This is a genomic window from Variovorax sp. Soil_C_17, assembly GCF_057657265.1.
Window position 1 is genome coordinate 19,788 of record NZ_JBDGIT010000007.1, and the last position, 18,380, is coordinate 38,167.

The window sequence follows — 18,380 nt, forward strand, 5'->3', positions numbered from 1 at the left end:
AGCGCCGAGCGGAAATCCCTTTGCGCCGCATCAAACGCGGGCCGCACTTGCGGCGGAGGTACGGCGCCGATCGCGCAGGACGATGACCGGCACCGCAATCCCGCTCATGAGCAAGATCCAGTCCTGCGCGACATCAAGCACCACAGCAGCGCTGCCGCCCACCAGCGACCAGAAAAGCGGGATGACGAACAGCCAGCGCGAGACAGGCGCCGTCGTGAGCAGCAGCAAGCCGAAAGTGAAGATCGTGACCGGGCAGGGCGTGATGCCGAACATCGGAATCTCGGGATAGAGATGCCCGGTCCACATCCCCAGCAGCGGGTACAGGACCGCCGCATAGATGACGAGAGCCCATCCCAACCAGGCAGTCGGCCCGCCGGTGGTCCCGAAGTCCATGCGTCCGCGCAGAACGGCCGCATGGAACAGGCCTGCGCCCTGCAAGACGAACAGGGCACCGAAAAGCCATGCCGCCTCGTTGAGGGCCGAGAAGAACAGCCAGTGGTATGCGATTCCGGTCCAGGCCCACATCAGGGCCAGGCCTGTTCCGATGATGCGGCTGCCTGCGCGCGAAGGTCGAACGACCATGCCGGCCATGACGATGCCGAGCAGGTAGCCAAAGATTTGCATCGGCCAAACGGCGTCGTTGTAGGCGCCGAAAAGAGCGATGAACTGATTGGGGGCAAATGGCAACATGAGGTCGAGGTGGAGCGTCCACGGCCTTTCCGATGGAGCGGCGAACTTCGTTTCGAAGCATGCGCCGCAATGTTGCGCCTCGCACGTGGACCTGCCTTGCGCCACATCAAGGCACCGCGCGCCGGCGTTCCGATACTGGCAGTCTCTCCATTCGAAACAGAAGGGACTTGTCATGTACCAAAGAATTCTCGTGCCCCTCGACGGCAGTGCGACAGCGCAGCGCGGACTGGAAGAAGCCACCCGGCTGGCGAAGCTGACGCAGGGTCGCCTGCGGGTCATCCACGTGATCGACGAACTCTCGTTCGCGCTTGCCATGGACGCCTACGCCGGCCACGCCGGGGACTGGCTGAGTGTGCTGCGCCAGGATGGCGAGCGGGTCCTCGCGGAAGCCAAGGCGGTCGTCGAGGCGGCCGGCGTCGAAGCCGACACGGTCCTCTACGACAGGCGCAACGGACAAGTTCACGAACTCGTTACCGCCGAGGCCGCCAATTGGCCGGCGGACCTGATCGTCCTGGGAACGCACGGCCGCCGCGGCGTGGGGCGCGTCGTCATGGGCAGCAGCGCGGAGCACATCCTGCGGCATGCGCCCGTGCCGGTCCTGCTCGTGCGGGCGCCGGAGAGCGAAGCCAGGCCGAAGCCGGTGGAAGCGAAGCACGTGAGCCAGCCGACGGGGGCCCTGGCCTTCGAATGATGGCAACCTATATCCGCTGGTTCTCGGAGATCGGCGCCGACGACGTGGCGAGCGTCGGCGGCAAGAACGCCTCCCTCGGCGAGATGTACCGCGCGCTGACGCCCCATGGCGTGCATGTGCCCAACGGCTTCGCGATCACGGCCGAGGCCTATCGCCGCACGCTGGAGCTCTCCGGTGCGCTGCCGCGCTTGAGGGACGCGTTGGCCGGCCTGGATGTCCAGGACGTCGATGATCTCGCACGGCGCGCGCAGCGCGCGCGAGAGATCGTTCTTGCCGCAACGCTCCCCGAGGAACTGACGCGCGAGATTCTCGCTGCGCACGCCCGGCTGCGCGCGGAGTGCGGAGCCGACATGAGCTTCGCAGTACGCAGTTCCGCCACCGCGGAAGACTTGCCGACCGCCAGCTTCGCGGGCCAGCACGAGAGCTTCCTGAACATCTCCGGCGAGGCGAGGCTCCTGGATTCCGTGCGCCTGTGCTTTGCCAGCCTGTTCAAGGACCGTGCCATCGCCTACCGGGTCGACAAGGGCTTCGATCACTTCAGGATCGCCCAGTCGGTGTGCGTGATGCAGATGGTGCGTTCCGACCGCGCTGCCAGCGGTGTCATGTTCACGCTCGACACCGACACCGGGTTCCGGGATGTCGTCTTCATCACCGGTGCGTACGGCCTGGGCGAGAACGTCGTGCAGGGCACGGTCGATCCGGACGAGTTCTATGTCTTCAAGCCCACGCTGAAATTGGGCCGCCGCGCCGTGCTCCGGCGCAAGCTGGGGGGCAAGGAAGTCCGGCTGGTCTATTCGAAAACCGCCGGCAGGAAGCCCACCTGCAACCTGCCGACGCCACCCGAGGACCGGGCGCGCTACTGCATCGACGATGCCGATGCGCTGGCACTGGCCGATGCGGCTGTGGTGATCGAGGACCACTACAGCCGCCATGCAGGCTGCCCGACGCCGATGGACATCGAATGGGCCAAGGACGGTCTCGACGGCCGGATCTACATCGTGCAGGCTCGGCCCGAGACAGTCGCTTCGCGCAAGCCACTGCACCGCATCGACGAATACCGCCTTTGTCCGACGGCCGCGCCGGTGGTCACCGGCCGAGCCGTCGGTGCGACCGTCGCGGTGGGAAAGGCCCGCGTCGTCACTGATGTGATGGCGCTCGGCCAATTCCAGGCGGGAGAGGTCCTGGTGGCCGACACCACGATGCCCGACTGGGGCACGGTCATGAAGATTGCGGCCGCGGTCGTCACCAATCGCGGCGGGCGTACCTGCCACGCGGCCATCGTCGCTCGCGAACTCGGCATTCCCGCGGTCATCGGCTGCGAGGACGCGACGTCCCGAATCAGGACCGGCGACGAAGTCACCGTGTCCTGCGCGGAAGGCGCCGAAGGCCGCGTCTATGCAGGCGCAGTGCCGTTCGAGAAGACGAGCATCGAGCTGTCGACGCTCGGGCAACCGCAGACGCATCTGATGGTCAATCTCGGCAATCCCGACAGCGCCTTCCAGACGGCGCGGCTGCCTACCGACGGCGTCGGACTGGCGCGCATGGAGTTCATCGTGGCCGAGCACATCAAGGTGCACCCGATGGCCCTGGTTCACCCGGAGAAGATCGCCGACCCGGCGCAGCGGGCCGAGATCGAGCGGCTGACCCGGACGTTCAAGCGGCCGGCCGACTACTTCGTGCGCGAGTTGTCGGAAGGCGTCGGCATGATCGCCGCTGCGTTCTACCCGAAGCCGGTGATCGTGCGCATGTCCGACTTCAAGACCAACGAGTACGCCAGCCTGCTCGGCGGCAGCAGCTTCGAGCCGAAGGAGGAGAACCCGATGATCGGGTTTCGGGGCGCCTCGCGCTACACGCATCCGGCCTACGAGGAAGGCTTCGCGCTCGAGTGCGCCGCCATGAAGCGGGTGCGCGAGGAGATGGGACTGGTCAATGTCAAATTGATGATTCCGTTCTGTCGCCGTGTCCAGGAGGCAGCGCGCGTGCTCGAAGCGATGGCGGCCCATGGCCTGCGGCGCGGCGACAACGGCCTCGAGATCTACGTCATGTGCGAGATCCCGAACAACGTGATCCAGGTCGATGCCTTCGCCCGGCTCTTCGACGGCTTCTCGATCGGCTCCAACGACCTGACCCAGCTGGTGCTGGGCGTCGACCGCGACTCGCGCATCGTGGCCTTCGACTTCGACGAGCGCGACGACGGCGTCAAGGCGATGATTCGTCAGGCGGTGGAAGGCGCGCGACGCAACGGACGTCATGTCGGCATCTGCGGCCAGGCGCCTTCGGACTATCCGGAGATGGCGGCGTATCTGGTCGAGCTCGGCATCGATTCGATGAGCGTGACGCCGGACACGCTGCTCAAGATCACACGCGACGTCCTCGCCGTCGAAGAGCGGCTCGGGCGCCCACCCCGCCGGCAACCCCGAGGAGCAAGCTCATGAACCCGCCCATCTCATCGATGATGCAGCGTCCGGTCTACAGCGTCACCATGGAAGACAACGTGGCGCAGGTGGAGTCCATGCTCTCCGGCAGGCACCTGTCGTGGGTGCCGGTCCTGGAGCCGGCACGCGGCGAAGTCGCCGGCGTGATCAGCGCCTCGGATCTTGTCGCATTCCACGCGCAAGGGCGCAACCCCGCCACCACACGCGCATGGCAGATGTGCTCCTACAAGCCCATCGTCGTCGACGTGGAGATGCCGGCGAGCCAGGTAGCGGCGCTGATGGTGGAGCGCGGCGTCCACCACGTGATCGTGACCGATGGCCGCGGGATCGCGGGCGTGGTGTCGTCGCTGGACTTCGTGCGGCGCTTCGCGGCGGCGACAAGGCCGTGAGTTGGATGCACGAGAGTTGAGGAAGATCAAGCCGCCTGCCGGCGCGGCTGCCTACATTGACAAGGCGCGGTGCAGATGCCCCACGCTTTCGCAAACACATCTACCCAAGGAACCATCATGAGCAACTTGAGACTGCTGGACCCGGTGTTCGGCAACGACTTCGAAGCCGCGCTGCGCCGCTTCTTTTCCCCCACTGTCTTCGAAGGCGAGCCTGCTCCCCTGAAGATGCGCATCGACGTGAAGGAGAACGACAAGGCCTTTACCGTGCAGGCCGACATCCCCGGCGTGAAGAAGGAAGACATCAATGTGAAGATCGACGGCAATGTCGTCAGCATCGATGCCGAGTCGAAAATCGAGAAGGAATCCAAAGGCGAGGGCGACAAGATCCTGCGCAGCGAGCGCTACTACGGATCGGTTTCGCGCACGTTCAGCCTTGGCCAGGACGTCGACGACACGAAGGTGCAGGCAAAGTACGTCGACGGCGTGCTCACGCTGGAGCTGCCGAAGAAGGCCCCGGTCGCCTCGTCGAAGATCGTCATCCAGTGAGACAGGATGCGGCCTGGGAGCACGGGGCAACCGGGCTCTTGGGCCGGGCCGATGCTCGATGCCGGCTTCCTAGCGACTCTTGGGAGACGGCCGCCGCACGCGCGGGATATAAGGCGCGGGGCTCCATTCAGGGCGGGCACTCCGGCGGCTGTCGACGATGACCAAATAGCGGCCCGGGTCCGACACCGTCTCGCGGTCCTGATCATGCAGCCCATTGTCGATTCGGGCTCGCGCACCACGCTTGACAAGGATCAAGACGCAAATCGCCTCTCGACGCCGACAGGCTCTCGCCATCCAGACAACGACGGGCGCACGCGTGTTTCTCTTGATCCAGCGCAACGCGGTGGCGACGATCTCTTCCTACAGTGGCATCAACCCCTCGTTGAGGTCCAACTCGATCTTTCATTGAAAGGAACACTCATGAAATCCGATACGCAACTCCGCACCGACGTCCTGGCCGAGCTCGACTGGGACCCGGCGATCAAGGCCGGCACCGTCGGCGTCACCGTCAAGGAAGGTGTGGTCACCTTGACGGGCCATCTCGGAAGCCATGCCGAGAAGATGGCCGCCGAGCACGCGGCACAACGCGTCCGAGGCGTCAAGGCGCTTGCGGTCGAACTGACGGTCAAGCTGCCCGCTGGCGATGAGCGCACGGATGCCGACATTGCACGGGCCGTGGAGCACGCGCTCGAATGGAGCATCCTCGTGCCGAAGGAAAAGATCAAGCCGATGGTGGAAGCCGGCTGGGTGACGCTGAACGGCGAGGTCGAATGGGAGTACCAGCGCCGTGCAGCGGAGCAGGCAGTGCGCCCCCTGATGGGCGTCACCGGCGTTTCGAACCTGGTGAAGATCTCTCCGAAGCTGCATGCCGCGGACGTCGAAAAGAAACTGCGGGAAGCGTTGGCACGGCAGGCGCAGCGCGAAAGCGACCGCATCCGGATCTCGGTCGACGGATCGAAGATCGCGCTGCGCGGCAGCGTGCATTCATTCGCCGAGCTGTACGCGGTTCGCGATGCCGCCTGGTCGGTGCCGGGCGTGACTTCGGTCGAGAACGACCTCATCGTCCTGGACTGAGGCAGAGTCGGGATAGCGGCGCGAGAGAACTGACATGAAGAAGCGATCGACTCCCCGCCCCTCGCCTGCACGAAGGCGTCGTGTCCGATCGCCGATGCCTCCCGACGAAGCGGCTGCCGATACGAGCAGCACGCGACGGGGCGGGTGGGATCCGAATCGAACCGATATCGAACGGCCCAACGAGGGCCATGGGCAGTCTATCGAGGCGGCACCGCGCGATGCCGAAGCAGGAGGCATCGAAGTGCCGGAATCTCTCTCGGAAGAGAAGAAGTCCTTGCCTTTCGAATAGCCCTGACGCAGCCGCAAGGGGCGCCGCATGTCGATGCGGCGCCCCTGCGCGTTTCAAGCGCCAACCTTGAGTTCATTGACGACATGGGTCACGCCGGGCGCAGAGCATGCGGCGCCCTGGGCTGCCGTGCGCTCCGCCCATGAATGCACCGTGCCCCGCAAGATTGCCGTGGCGCCATTGATCACGACCTCGATGCGCTGCGCCTCCTGCTCGGCATGCCGGGCGAGCGCTTCCCGGATTCGCGTGAGCACGTTCGCCGACATCACCTTCGGCTTGAGGATGATTTCATTCGTCAGCCCCACCACACCCGTCAGCGACTGGACAGCTCGCATGGCGGCGTTGCGCTGGTAAGCCCACTCGACATCGCCTTTGAGCGTCACCCAGCCCTGCTCCACCCGGACGGTGATGCGCTCCGCCGGAATCTGCGCATGCCACTTGAGCGCCGACTCCACGGCCGCCGCGATTTCCGAGTCGCTGCGCTTGTGTCCCGGCGCAAGCTTGACGTCCAGTTCGACTGCAAGCGCCGTCACGCCCTGGACCCGCTTCACGGCACGCTCGATCAGGTACTTCTCGCCATAGGTGTCGAGATGACCGGTCAGGGTGACCACGCCTTTGTCGACAGCCACGCCCACGTGCGTCGCATTCACGGAGGGGTCCCACTCGAGCTCGTTCTCCACGTCCTTCTTCAGTTGTGCATCGGTCTTCATGATCTACCTTTCAAAGTCTGTCTGATAAGGGCTTGCAGGAACCGCCCTGCAAGATGCTCGGGCGACGAAAGCCTGGGTGCCGCCCGACAGACGATGGTGAGGTCAAGGCTTGTCCACTTCATTGAGCAAGCGCAAACGGGGAAGGCGCGCGAAGCGAACCGGCGAATCCGCGTGCGTGAATGTTGATACAGCGCAAACGCCGCGATGCGCCTGCAACCAACAATGAACCAACCGACAGCCGGCAAGTGCAACACGGCCGGCGAACGAGGAAAAACATGTACCAACATATGCAGGTTCCCCTGGATGGCAGCGCCACCGCCGAGCCCGGCGCTCGGCAGCGACGCCGTTCTGGTGGTACGCCAAAGTCCGGTAGCGGTCCTGCTGGTTCATGACCATCCGCAACAGCCCTGACGCGCCCCGAACCGTGCGACAGCCACGCCAACTCCTTTCCGCCCTCGCCTGCGCCTGCCTGCTCTTCGGCTGCGGCATCAGTCCGGCACAGGTCCCGCCGGCAGGCAGCGAATCCCCTGCGCGGCAGGCGGCGGCGTTCTCGACGCTGGTCGCGAGCCGCAGCGCGACGGTGGTGGACATCAGCACCCTGCGCATCGGGCGCGATGAGAGCGAGGGCGAGATGGGCCTGGAGTTCGCGCCCGAGAACGATTTCGCGGACCGGCTTGCCTGGCCGCTTCCGGCAAGCGCGAGGATCAGCCAGATCCGGGATCTGGCCTCGGGGATCATCGTCTCCAGCGACGGGCTCATCCTCACCAGCGCGCACGTCGTCACCCAGGTCGACGAGGCGCAGGTCCGCCTGAACGACGGGCGCCGATTCACGGCCCGGCTGGTCGGCAGTGATCGGCAGACCGATGTCGCATTGCTGAAGATCGACGCAGAGGGGCTTCCGGTGGCAGTCATCGGCGACTCGTCGCAGTTGTTGCCGGGGGACTGGGTTGCAGCGATCGGCGCGCCGTTCGGCTTTCATGGAAGCGTCACCACCGGCGTGGTGAGTGCCAAGGATCGACTCATCGCCGGCGCCGGCGAGATCCCGTTCATCCAGACCGATGTCGCGATCAATCCAGGCAGCTCCGGCAGTCCGCTGTTCAACAGCCGGGGCGAAGTGGTGGCGATCAACTCCATGATCTACAGCGGCAGCGGCGGCTACATGGGGCTTTCGTTCGCGGTGCCGATCAATCTCGCCATGAACATTGCGGCGCAGTTGCGCACCACCGGCTCCGTGCGCCGCGCCCGTCTTGGCGCCGAGTTCCAGGAAATGACGCCCTTGCTGGCCGAATCCTTCGGCCTTGCGCAATCGACCGGCGCGCTGGTCGTCAATGTGGACCCGGACAGTCCCGCCCGGCGCGCGGGGCTGGCCGCCGGCGACATCGTGACTGCGATCGATGGCGCGCGCTTTGCGCACTTCTCCGAGTTGCTGCAGCAAATCGCCGGTCGAACGCCCGGCACGCGCAGTCGCCTGGAGCTCTGGCGCCGCGGCGAGACGCACACGATCTGGGTCACCCTTGCGGAGCAGCCGGGCGCGCGGCTTCCCTCACCCGTCGACTCCGAGCCCGAATGGAACGATGGCCTGGGCCTGAGCCTGGGGGAGCTCTCCGCCGGAACGCGCCAGAAGCTTCGCATCGACGCTGCACTGCTGGTGCGCGAATCCAGCGGGCTCGCCCGCAGCGAGGGCATCCGGGCGGGCGATCTGATCATCGCCGTCAATGACCAGCGCGTCGAACGTGTCGAGGACTTCCGGCGTGCCCTGTCGCGCGTGAAGACGGGCCGGACCGTCGCATTGCTCGTCATGCGCGACCGCCGCCTGGCCTACGTGCCGATCAAGATCTCCGCGCGGTCCGTGTCGCACTGATTCGATGGGCGAGACGCGCCTGCGGCCCTTCGCGCTTGATCTGGAGCAAGGGTTGTCGACCTCCCGGGGACGAACATCACCGTGTCACTCACGAGATCCAACATGACATCGCACCCACCTCCACGCGCCTCCGCCGCCGACATCGCCCGTCTCGATGCCTGGTGGCGGGCGGCAAATTACCTCTCCGTCGGCCAGATCTACCTGATGGACAACCCGCTGTTGCGAGAGCCGCTCGCCCTGGCGCACATCAAGCCGCGCCTGCTCGGGCATTGGGGCACCACGCCCGGCCTGAACTTCATCTATGCGCACATGAACCGTGCGATCAAGGCGCGCGACCTCGATGCGATCTTCGTCGCCGGGCCCGGTCACGGGGGGCCGGGTGTGGTTGCCAATACCTGGCTCGAAGGCACCTACAGCGAGGTCTATCCGAACGTCGGGCAGGACGCGGCGGGCATGAAGCGGCTCTTCAGGCAGTTCTCTTTTCCCGGCGGCATTTCGAGTCACGTGGGAGCCGAGACGCCGGGCTCGATCCACGAGGGCGGCGAGCTCGGCTATTCGCTGCTGCATGCCTACGGCGCCGTCTTCGACAATCCGGACCTGCTGGCCTGTTGTGTCGTGGGCGACGGAGAAGCGGAAACCGGCGCGCTGGCCGCGAGCTGGCATTCGAACAAGTTCCTGAACCCCGCGCGTGACGGCGCGGTGCTGCCGATCCTGCATCTCAACGGCTATAAGATCGCCGGCCCCACGGTGCTTGCGCGGATCGGCGACGAGGAGCTGACCCAACTGATGCGCGGCTACGGCTACGAGCCGCACTTTGTCTCCGGGGACGAGCCCGATGCAATGCACCGCATGATGGCCGACGCACTCGATGAATCGCTCAATGTGATCAACGCCATCCAGGTGGAGGCCCGCGCCGACGGCTTCGGCAGGCGCCACCGCTGGCCGATGATTGTTCTCCGCTCGCCAAAGGGCTGGACGGGACCGAAGAAGGTGAACGGGGTCCCTGTCGAAGGCACGCACCGCGCGCATCAGGTGCCGCTCGGCGGGTTCGACGAAAGCCCGGCACACGTCCAACTGCTCGAGCAATGGATGCGCAGCTATCGCCCCGAGGAGCTGTTCGACGAGGACGGGGCCCTGCGTGCGGAGATCGCCGATTTGGCACCCCGGGGACCACGCCGCATGAGCGCGAATCGGCACGCCAACGGCGGCTTGCTCCTCAAGGATCTGCGGATGCCGGACTTCCGCAACTGCGCGGTTGCCGTGTCGGCTCCTGGCGCCGTGAAGGCCGAGGCCACGCGCGTCGCGGGCGAATTCCTGCGCGACGTCATGCGGCTCAACGCGCAGGACGGCAATTTTCGATTGATGGGACCCGATGAAACGACATCGAACCGACTGAACGCGGTCTTCGAAGCAAGCCAGCGAACGTCGACGGCCGAGATCCTCGCGAGCGACGACCATGTCGCGCCGGACGGGCGCGTCATGGAGGTTCTCAGCGAGCACCTGTGCCAAGGATGGCTCGAAGGCTACCTGCTCACCGGTCGCCATGGCTTCTTTTCCTGTTACGAGGCCTTCATCCCTGTCGTGGACTCCATGTTCAACCAGCACGCCAAATGGCTGAAGGTCACGCGCCAGATTCCATGGCGCAGGCCCATCGCATCGCTGAACTACCTGCTGACCAGCCACGTCTGGCGGCAAGACCACAACGGGTTCAGTCATCAGGACCCGGGCTTCATCGATCACGTCGCCAGCAAGAAGGCCGAGGTGGTGCGCATCTACCTGCCGCCGGATGCGAACACGCTGCTCTCGGTCGTCGACCATTGCCTGCGGAGCCGCAACTACGTGAACGTGATCGTTGCGGGCAAGCAGCTGGAAGTGCAGTGGCTGGACATGGAATCCGCGACACGGCATTGCAGCGTCGGCATGGGGATCTGGACCTGGGCCAGCAATGATGCGGGGGAAGCGCCCGATGTGGTCATGGCGTGTGCGGGCGACGTCGCAACGCTCGAGACGCTCGCCGCAGTCGACTTGCTTCGCAAGCAGTTGCCGGACCTGAAGGTCCGCGTGGTCAACGTGGTCGATCTGATGGCTTTGCAGTCTCCGTCCGCGCACCCGCACGGGATGGCTGACGCGGAGTTCGACTCCATCTTCACGACGGACAAGCCGGTGATCTTCGCTTTCCACGGTTACCCTTCGCTGATTCATCGGCTGACGTACAAGCGCGCCAACCATGACAACTTTCATGTGCACGGCTACCAGGAAGAGGGAGCGACGACGACGCCATTCGACATGACGGTGTTGAACGGGCTGGACCGCTTTCACCTGGCAGCCGATGCGATCGACCGCGTGCCACGGGTTCGAAACGCCGCGGGCCACGTGAAGCAGCACCTGCGCGACCGCCTGATGGCGCATCGCGCCTGGGTCACATCCCACGGCGAGGACATGCCGGAGATTCTCGACTGGCGGTGGGCGAGCTGAAATCTGCGCGCCGTCAGGTCACCGCTGCGTTGGAGGGAGCACCCGGAACGAGAGCACCCGGGCGCGATAGAAAGGGAAGTAGTCGGGCGTTCCGAAGAAGTTGCCACCGTCCACGCGGAACGGCACCCGCAAGCCCTGCACGCGCCTGAAGTCGGACACCTCCCCGCCGAAGGACTGCTCGCGATACACGCCCGCCGGGTTGGCGTTGCTCCAACGCGGAAGGCACACCCAGAGTGGCTGGCCTCCGGCATCCACACGGATGTCGACCTGTTGGCGCATGCCACGGTGCGTGACCGTGGCACGGGCAGTGTCCGCGTCCACCGCCGTCCACGCCACGCCCGCCTGCGGCAGCAGCGAGGCCGGAGCCCAGAACGCGGCTTCGCCGATCACCCGGCCAAAGGACGACCTCAGGTGGTCGGCGTCGCCGCCGGCGCGCACGACCGGCAGCAGCCCGAGGACCCGGAAGCGCGTCCAGGACCGGTCGTCGACCATCGCGTCGGAACCTTCGGCGCACATGACGCCGCTGCCCGTGCGTACGCGCCACACAAGTCCATGCGGCGCAGCCAGCACCTGCTCCGCATGCATCGGCTGGTAGCGCGGGTCTTCCTTCGTGCCGAGCGACAGCTCGCCTTCCATCGTGATTTCCACGGCCGAACCGAGCCGAGCCCCAGGCTCGATGGCGAACAGGAAGAAGCGCCGCGCGGGCTCCGGCAGGTCAGCCACCATGGCGGGATCGAAGCGGCCGGCGGCCGGACCCGCCGTGGAGGCGAGCTGCGCCCAGGCGGCACGCGCCTGTTTCTCGTCAGTGCACCGGCGGGCGAACTGCCGTCCCGCGAGCGCTGCGGCGGCGACTCCGGTGAGCAGGAGTATTCGCTTCAAGGTTTGCGCACCTGCACGCGGCGGCCTTCGCTGACCGTCGGCGGCGGATAGATGATCACGCTTTGGCCTGGGTTCAGGCCGGACTGGATCCAGGCTTCGCTGCCGTTGCGGCCGGCGACTTCCACCGGCTGCAGCCGCGCGCGATTGCCGTCGATGCGGTACACCGCCATGCCGCCGTCGGCGAACGGGAACAAGGCGCCCACCGGGGCGAGCACCGCCTTGTCGACACTTTGAGTGATGATGCGGGCCGTGACGCGGAATCCGTCGCCCATCGCCTGCCAACCCTCCGGCGGACTCTCGATGTCGATCAGCACTTTCACGCGCTGCTCCTCGATGCCGAGTGCCGAAATCTTGGTGAATGCCGCAGGCTCCACGCGCCGGACCCTGCCCTGCACCGGCGGACCGCCCCAGCGCTCTATGACGGCGTGGCGTCCGGGTTGCGCCTGCACGGCGTCGGTCGTCAACAGCTCGGCGACCACTTCCATGCGGGCAGGGTCCCCGATGTCCAGCAGTGCAGTGCCGGCAGGCAACGTGGCCTCGCTCGGCTGCGCCACCTTGAGCACCACGCCATCGACCGGGGACCGAATCGTGAGCGGCCGGCCTGCCGGGGCCTGGCCGGCGGGCTGCAGCACCGCGGCCGCGTGCGCCTGTTCCTGCAGGGCGACCTCGCGCTCCGCGCGTGCGGCTTCCTGCTCGCGCTGCGCAGCCAGGAACGCAAGCCTCGCGCTGTCCAGCCGCGAGGCTGAAAGGAAGCCCTCGCGGGCAAGCATTTCGGTGCGGCGCAGTTCCAGCTGCGCCTCCTCCACCGCGATGCGCGCGCGTTCGAGACGTGCGCCCGCTCGCTGCACCCCTGCGACCGCCGCTGCATGGCGTGCAACGGCTTCGCGCGACGCGCGCTCGTCGATCATTGCCGGCATCACCGGCAGGAGGACGGCAACGGCGTCACCCGCGGTAACGCGGTCGCCTTCCCGCAGCACGATGCGGGTGAGGCGCCCAGCCACCGGAGCCGACACGGTGTAGCGGTCCCTCAACCGGGTCCGGCCGTCCTCCTCGATGCCTTGCTCGAAGCGCCCTGTCTGCACCGCTGCGGCTTCCACCCCGACGGGCCGCGGTGCGAACGCCCATGCGAGCAAGGCGACCAGGGCGGCGCAGCCGCCGCTCCAGGCCAAGATCCTGCGGTTCATCATCTTCATTCCCTTGTCTTGAGTGCCGCCACCATGTCGAGGCGGTCGATGCGGCGGCGGACCACCATGGCGCTGGCCACGCCAGCCATCACGATGCAGATGGCCGCCCAGGCATAGGTCCGCGGCTGGATCGCCACCGGAAAAAGGAACTGGTCCGAGCGCATCAGCTGAACGACGCCGTGCGTGAGGCCCCAGCCGAGGAGCATGCCGAGCGGCAGAGCGATGGCGATGCCCAGGGCCAGCTCGCCGAGCAGCAGCACCGATACTTCACGCCGCGTGAAGCCGAGCACCCGCAGGCTGGCCAGTTCCCAGGTGCGCTCGGCCAGCGCGATCCGCGCATTGTTGTAGACCACGCCCACCGCGATCACGGCGGCAAAGCCGGTGAGGACCGCGCTCATGATCAGGATGTTGCGCGCGCTGACTTCCTGCATGTTGCGCAGCATGGTGGCCTTGCTGAAGGCGCCCGCGACCTTGGGCATGCTCCGCGTCGTTTCCAACACCCGCTCCGCGGCGCCGGGTCCGACCCGCAGGCTGAAGAAGTTGGCCAGGTCGGCATCACCCAGCGCGCGATTGAGCGTGTCGCGCCGGATGAACGCATTGAGCCCCATCATGTCGCTGACGGTGCGCTCGAGAACGAGCTGCAGCACTTCGCGACGGCCTTCGCGGACCTCGACCAGCACCGGGTCGCCAGGCCGCAGCCCGAGCTTGTCGGCCAGCCGGTCGGTCATGACCAGCCCATGCGTGCCCGGGGGCCGTCTCGACTGCGTCACATCGATGATGCGCTGCAGCTGCGGCACGGCGGGATAGGCATCGAGCAGCCCCTTCGCGCTGCGGGGTCCGTGGATGTAGCGCACTTGCAGCCTCCGCCCGGGCTCCACCTGCACCACGCCGGGCAGGCGGGCCAGTTCCCGGGCTGCACCGGCATCGACCGGGTCGGTGGTCCAGACGATGATGTCGCCGCGCATGCCCAGGTTGAACTGCGTGTCGACGATGGTGTCCATTGCATCGCGGAAGAAGTTGCCCATGATGACGATCGCCACCGAAGCGGCAATGCCGCCGATCGTGAGGGCGGCGCGCAGCGGACGGCGCTCGAGGTTGCGCATGATCATGCGCACCGCCGGCCCGAGATGCAGCCTCGGCAGGCGCTCCAGCAGCGCGCGGCGGTAGCGCCCGGGCGCCGGCGGCCGCATCGCTTCGGCGGCCGACAGGCGCACGATGGCCGCGATGGCCGTGAGCGTCCCCAGGACGGCGGTGACGAGCAGGAGCAGCAGGCCCACCGCAGCAAGCTCCGGACCCAGCCGATAGGTGAAGCTCGGGAACCGGAAGAAGTCGGCATAGAGACCGGTAAGCAGCGAGCCCATTACCTGACCGAGCACCAGCCCGAGCGCAAAGCCGCCCAGCACCATGGGCGCGACCAGTTTCAGGTAGTGCCAGGCGATGCTGCGGTTCGGATACCCGAGCGCCTTGAGGGCCGCGACCTGCTCACGCTGCGTGGCGACCAGCCGCGCCGTCACCACATGCAGCAGGAAGCCCGCAACCACCAGGAAGATGGCGGGCAGCACGGTTCCGAGCACGCGCTGTTCGCGGATTTCGTTGTCCAGCATCGAGTGCGAGCCTTGCTCGTCGCGACCATGCGCCGGCGCGCCGCCAAGGCCTGCGAGCCGGCGTGTGACTTCGGCGACGACCGCGTGCTCGGATGCCCCCGGGCCGATCTTGACCGCCACGTGCGTGAAGGCCCCTTCCATGTCCAGCGCCGCTGCCAGCTCGTCGTGGTCGACCCAGAAGACGCCGAAGGCGCGCAGGTCGGGCATGCCGTACAGGCCGCCGAATATGTACTCGGGCGACAGCGCCGTGCCGGTGATGCGCAGCGTCCGGCGCTTGCCGTTCACCAGAGCGGAGACGGCGGCCCCCGGACGCAGGCGATGAGCCTCGGCGAAGCTCTCCGTCACCACTGCTTCGAGTTCGCTGCCGGCGCGGCTGCCGCCTTCCGGCCAGCGGCCGGACCGTAGCTGCACGCGATTAAGCCGCTGCGGCCGGTCGGCGCTGCGCCCGATCAGCTGGCCGATGACAGGGTCGATACTGCCCGGAACCGTGATGCGCGCAAACGTCTCCACCGTGGTCTGCAGGTCGAGCACGCCGGGCACCTCGGCCAAGCGGGGGGCCAAAGCGTCGGGGGCACCCTTGACCGTCGCGAAAACGTCGGCAAAACGGCCGCTGGCGTAGAAGTCGTCGCGCGCCTGCGCGAGCGAGTCGACGGCGGAGAGGGTCGCCAGGAAGCCGCCGATGCCGCTCGCCACCACCAACGCGATGGTGATCGCCTGGCTCCAGAGCAGGCGCAAGTCGCGCAGCACCTTGCGGTCGAGCGCACGCATGACCTTCACCAGGCCAGCTCGGCCGGCGTCAGCCGGCGTTCCGGCCGCTCGATGCTGGCGATGCGCCCGTCGGCCAGGCGAACGACGCGGTCCGCCATGCCGGAGATCGCCGCGTTGTGAGTGATCACCAAAGCGGTGGTTCCCAGTTCTTGGTTGATGCGCGCGATCACCTCCAGCACCAGCTTGCCCGTCGCGTAATCCAGCGCACCGGTAGGCTCGTCGCACAGCAGCAATTGCGGCCGCTTGGCGATGGCACGGGCAATGGCCACCCGCTGCTGCTCTCCGCCGGAGAGCTGCGAAGGAAAGTGATGGCGTCGCGGCCCGAGCCCGACCAAGTCGACGGCCTCGTCGACGGGCATCGGATCGCGTGCGATGTCGGTGACGAGCGCCACGTTCTCGGACACCGTGAGGCTGGGAATCAGGTTGTAGAACTGGAAGACGAAGCCGACGTGTTCGCGACGGTACGTGGTGAGGACCTCTTCGCTTGCGCCCGTCAGGGGCTGCCCCTGGAACAGCAGCTCACCCGAGGTCGGCGTGTCCAGGCCACCCAGGATGTTCAGCAGCGTGGACTTCCCGCTGCCGGACGCACCGAGCAGCACCACGAATTCTCCCGGCGTGACATCGAGGTCCACGTCGCGCAGCGCATGCACGATCGCCTCGCCGCTGCCGTAGCTCTTGCAAAGCTTGCGGCCACGCAGGATCGGCTCGTCACGTGCTGCTGCTGTTGCATGCATAGGCCGCGGCTCCTTACCGGGTGGCCGGATCGAAGGCGGCATCGAGAAGGCTCAGGCGGCTCATGGTTTCCTTGTCTGGGGATGGGTGGCGCGGGACATTCGGCCACGACGAAACTGTAGAAGGCGGGCGGGCCGGCCCGCTTGATCTTGCTCAAATGCCTGCAAGATCGCGGCACGAGGAACGAGCGCAGATCGCGCTCGCCCCACGAGCAGTCAGAGAAGTTGCGTGATGCGCCGCCTGGGCGCGGCTCGTGGCCGGCTCACTCCCGAAGCCCCGGCCGTCCCGGAATTGGCTTACCCTCTCGGCGTCGTCCTCCGCGAGGTTCTCCATGTCCCGCCCCCTCTTCAGCGCCACCGTTGCCGGCAGCCTGCGACTTCGAGAACAGGGTGAAGATGGGCATCCGCGACGACCGCAATCCGATGGACAGGGCCATCGCCCTGCAGAAGCTGCAGGCGCTGGCCGAGGGCGCTGCGTCGCTCGCGCGCCGGCGCTATGGCTGAAGCCCGCAGCCCGGGAGTGCCCGCATGGCTGACGAGACCGTCGATGTGCTGATCGTCGGCGCCGGCCTGTCCGGCATCGGCGCCGCCTGCCACCTGCAGAAGCGATGCCCCGACCGCAGCTTCGCCATCATCGAGGCGCGCCAGGCGCTCGGTGGCACCTGGGACCTCTTTCGCTACCCGGGCGTGCGCTCCGACTCGGACATGTACACGCTGGGCTATTCGTTCCGGCCGTGGACCGGGGACAAGGCCATCGCCGAAGGGCCCGCCATCCTCCAGTACCTGCGCGACACCGCGCGCGAGCACGGCATCGAGGATCGCATCCGCTTCGGCCACCGGCTGCGCCGGGCCGCATGGTCGTCCGCCGAGGCCGCCTGGACCGTCGAAATCGAGCGCGAGGCCGCCGAGCCGCTGCGCCTGCGCTGCGCCTTTCTGTTGATGTGCATCGGCTACTACGACGATGCCGAGGGCTACACGCCCGAGTTCGAAGGCCGGGAGCGCTTCGCCGGCCGCATCGTGCATCCGCAGCACTGGCCCGCCGACATCGACTACGCCGGCCGGCGCGTGGTGGTGATCGGCAGCGGCGCCACCGCGGTCACCCTGGTCCCGGCGCTGGCGCAGCGGGCTGCCCACGTGACGATGCTGCAGCGCTCGCCGAGCTACGTGCTCTCGCGGCCGTCGGCCGATCCGTTGGCACGCTGGCTGCAGCGCGTCGCGGGCCCGGGCCCGGCCCATGCGGTCGCCCGCTGGAAGAACCTGCTGATGGCCATGCTGGTGTTTCGCCTGTGCCGGCGCAGGCCGCAGCAGGCCAGGGAGCTGATGCTCGAGCTGGTGCGCCGCCAGCTCGGGCCGGACTACGACGTCGATCGGCACTTCTCGCCCCGCTACGGCCCCTGGGAACAGCGCCTGTGCCTGGTACCGGACGGCGACCTGTTCAAGGCGATCCGCGCGGGGCGCGCGAGCATCGTCACCGACCGCATCGAACGCTTCACCGAACGCGGCCTTCAGCTCGCGAGCGGCGCGGAGCTCGAGGCCGACCTGGTGGTGACCGCCACCGGCCTGAAGCTGCGGCCGCTGGGCGCGCTCGCGTTCAGCGTCGACGGCCGGCCGCTGGCCGGCTCGGAACTGGTCAGCTACAAGGGGCTGATGTTCGGCGGCGTGCCCAACCTGGTGTCGATCTTCGGTTACACGAATGCCTCGTGGACGCTCAAGGCAGACCTGGCCAGCGTTTTCGTGTGCCGATTGCTGCGGCACATGCAGCGCACCGGCGCACGGGAGTGCCGGCCGCAGCTCGACGCGAGCGCGATGCCGCTCGCGCCCTGGACCGATTTCTCGTCAGGCTACTTCCAGCGCGCGATGAACCAGTTGCCCCGACAGGGCGCGAAGCGGCCGTGGAAGCTGAACCAGGACTATCTGTCCGACCTGATGAGCCTGCGCTTCGCGGCGCTGGATGACGGGGTGATGCGCTTCTCGGCCTGAGCGCACGCGTGGGGGCACCGAACTCTATGTGACTGGCCAGCCAGGCGCCTTGCTGCCGAGGCAGAAGCGGCGCTCCA

The 18,380-nt window shown here is 67.1% G+C and carries 14 protein-coding genes; 8 read left to right on the plus strand and 6 right to left on the minus strand.

The annotated features are described in order from the left end of the window. Nucleotides 1-30: 30 nt before the first annotated feature. Complete coding sequence (locus tag AC3A6Y_RS26465) at nt 31-864, minus strand: DUF6064 family protein (RefSeq protein WP_487871217.1); 834 nt, start codon at nt 862-864, stop codon at nt 31-33. On the opposite strand from AC3A6Y_RS26465, the gene AC3A6Y_RS26470 reads away from it, so the two are divergent. From AC3A6Y_RS26470 to AC3A6Y_RS26490, 5 genes are all read left to right on the plus strand, one after another. Further along, a complete protein-coding gene (locus tag AC3A6Y_RS26470) occupies nt 863-1,381 on the plus strand; it encodes a universal stress protein (RefSeq protein WP_487871218.1) in 519 nt (172 codons plus the stop codon). The two genes, AC3A6Y_RS26465 and AC3A6Y_RS26470, sit on opposite strands and share 2 nt — an antisense overlap. Beyond that, nucleotides 1,378-3,816: a phosphoenolpyruvate synthase gene (gene ppsA / locus AC3A6Y_RS26475; protein WP_487871219.1), complete on the plus strand. Its 2,439-nt coding sequence runs from the start codon at nt 1,378-1,380 to the stop codon at nt 3,814-3,816. Before AC3A6Y_RS26470 ends, ppsA begins: the two co-directional genes overlap by 4 nt. Beyond that, nucleotides 3,813-4,205, plus strand: coding sequence for a CBS domain-containing protein (locus AC3A6Y_RS26480; protein ID WP_487871220.1), 393 nt, complete (start codon nt 3,813-3,815; stop codon nt 4,203-4,205). Before ppsA ends, AC3A6Y_RS26480 begins: the two co-directional genes overlap by 4 nt. A gap of 117 nt (nt 4,206-4,322) precedes the next feature. Then, nucleotides 4,323-4,751, plus strand: coding sequence for an Hsp20/alpha crystallin family protein (locus AC3A6Y_RS26485; protein WP_487871221.1), 429 nt, complete (start codon nt 4,323-4,325; stop codon nt 4,749-4,751). Between the two features lie 204 nt (nt 4,752-4,955). Next, nucleotides 4,956-5,825 (plus strand): BON domain-containing protein, encoded by an 870-nt coding sequence (locus AC3A6Y_RS26490; RefSeq protein WP_487871222.1) that lies wholly within the window; start codon nt 4,956-4,958, stop codon nt 5,823-5,825. A 342-nt stretch (nt 5,826-6,167) separates the two neighbouring features. Here the strand turns inward: AC3A6Y_RS26490 and AC3A6Y_RS26495 are convergent, their stop codons facing one another. Next, nucleotides 6,168-6,821, minus strand: coding sequence for a BON domain-containing protein (locus tag AC3A6Y_RS26495; RefSeq protein ID WP_487871223.1), 654 nt, complete (start codon nt 6,819-6,821; stop codon nt 6,168-6,170). A gap of 631 nt (nt 6,822-7,452) precedes the next feature. On the opposite strand from AC3A6Y_RS26495, the gene AC3A6Y_RS26500 reads away from it, so the two are divergent. Further along, the gene (locus tag AC3A6Y_RS26500; RefSeq protein ID WP_487871224.1) at nt 7,453-8,682 is read left to right on the plus strand and encodes a trypsin-like peptidase domain-containing protein; all 1,230 of its coding nucleotides are present in this window, start codon (nt 7,453-7,455) and stop codon (nt 8,680-8,682) included. Nucleotides 8,683-8,784: 102 nt separating this feature from the next. Then, nucleotides 8,785-11,157 (plus strand): phosphoketolase family protein, encoded by a 2,373-nt coding sequence (locus AC3A6Y_RS26505; protein WP_487871225.1) that lies wholly within the window; start codon nt 8,785-8,787, stop codon nt 11,155-11,157. Between the two features lie 18 nt (nt 11,158-11,175). Here the strand turns inward: AC3A6Y_RS26505 and AC3A6Y_RS26510 are convergent, their stop codons facing one another. The 4 genes from AC3A6Y_RS26510 to AC3A6Y_RS26525 are packed head-to-tail and all read right to left on the minus strand — an operon-like array spanning nt 11,176 to nt 16,326. After that, nucleotides 11,176-12,036 carry a DUF6544 family protein gene (locus AC3A6Y_RS26510; protein WP_487871226.1) on the minus strand — a complete coding sequence of 287 codons (861 nt, stop codon included), beginning with the start codon at nt 12,034-12,036 and terminating at the stop codon, nt 11,176-11,178. Further along, nucleotides 12,033-13,220: an efflux RND transporter periplasmic adaptor subunit gene (locus AC3A6Y_RS26515; protein ID WP_487871227.1), complete on the minus strand. Its 1,188-nt coding sequence runs from the start codon at nt 13,218-13,220 to the stop codon at nt 12,033-12,035. The genes AC3A6Y_RS26510 and AC3A6Y_RS26515 overlap by 4 nt, the downstream gene beginning before the upstream one ends. A gap of 5 nt (nt 13,221-13,225) precedes the next feature. Next, entirely contained in the window at nt 13,226-15,592 is a 2,367-nt protein-coding gene (locus AC3A6Y_RS26520) for an ABC transporter permease (protein ID WP_487871228.1), read from the minus strand. A gap of 5 nt (nt 15,593-15,597) precedes the next feature. Continuing rightward, entirely contained in the window at nt 15,598-16,326 is a 729-nt protein-coding gene (locus AC3A6Y_RS26525; RefSeq protein ID WP_487871229.1) for an ABC transporter ATP-binding protein, read from the minus strand. 525 nt (nt 16,327-16,851) lie between these two features. On the opposite strand from AC3A6Y_RS26525, the gene AC3A6Y_RS26530 reads away from it, so the two are divergent. Further along, nucleotides 16,852-18,303: a flavin-containing monooxygenase gene (locus AC3A6Y_RS26530; protein WP_487871230.1), complete on the plus strand. Its 1,452-nt coding sequence runs from the start codon at nt 16,852-16,854 to the stop codon at nt 18,301-18,303. Nucleotides 18,304-18,380: the final 77 nt, after the last annotated feature.

Coding starts and splice junctions, on each gene's coding strand:
- AC3A6Y_RS26495 (WP_487871223.1), bottom strand. CDS start 6,821: ATGAAGACCGATGCACAACTGAAGAAGGACGTGGAGAACGAGCTCGAG.
- AC3A6Y_RS26485 (WP_487871221.1), top strand. CDS start 4,323: ATGAGCAACTTGAGACTGCTGGACCCGGTGTTCGGCAACGACTTCGAA.
- AC3A6Y_RS26515 (WP_487871227.1), bottom strand. CDS start 13,220: ATGAACCGCAGGATCTTGGCCTGGAGCGGCGGCTGCGCCGCCCTGGTC.
- ppsA (WP_487871219.1), top strand. CDS start 1,378: ATGATGGCAACCTATATCCGCTGGTTCTCGGAGATCGGCGCCGACGAC.
- AC3A6Y_RS26465 (WP_487871217.1), bottom strand. CDS start 864: ATGACAAGTCCCTTCTGTTTCGAATGGAGAGACTGCCAGTATCGGAAC.
- AC3A6Y_RS26520 (WP_487871228.1), bottom strand. CDS start 15,592: ATGCGTGCGCTCGACCGCAAGGTGCTGCGCGACTTGCGCCTGCTCTGG.
- AC3A6Y_RS26490 (WP_487871222.1), top strand. CDS start 4,956: ATGCAGCCCATTGTCGATTCGGGCTCGCGCACCACGCTTGACAAGGAT.
- AC3A6Y_RS26505 (WP_487871225.1), top strand. CDS start 8,785: ATGACATCGCACCCACCTCCACGCGCCTCCGCCGCCGACATCGCCCGT.
- AC3A6Y_RS26470 (WP_487871218.1), top strand. CDS start 863: ATGTACCAAAGAATTCTCGTGCCCCTCGACGGCAGTGCGACAGCGCAG.
- AC3A6Y_RS26500 (WP_487871224.1), top strand. CDS start 7,453: ATGGGCCTGGAGTTCGCGCCCGAGAACGATTTCGCGGACCGGCTTGCC.
- AC3A6Y_RS26525 (WP_487871229.1), bottom strand. CDS start 16,326: ATGCATGCAACAGCAGCAGCACGTGACGAGCCGATCCTGCGTGGCCGC.
- AC3A6Y_RS26480 (WP_487871220.1), top strand. CDS start 3,813: ATGAACCCGCCCATCTCATCGATGATGCAGCGTCCGGTCTACAGCGTC.
- AC3A6Y_RS26530 (WP_487871230.1), top strand. CDS start 16,852: ATGGCTGACGAGACCGTCGATGTGCTGATCGTCGGCGCCGGCCTGTCC.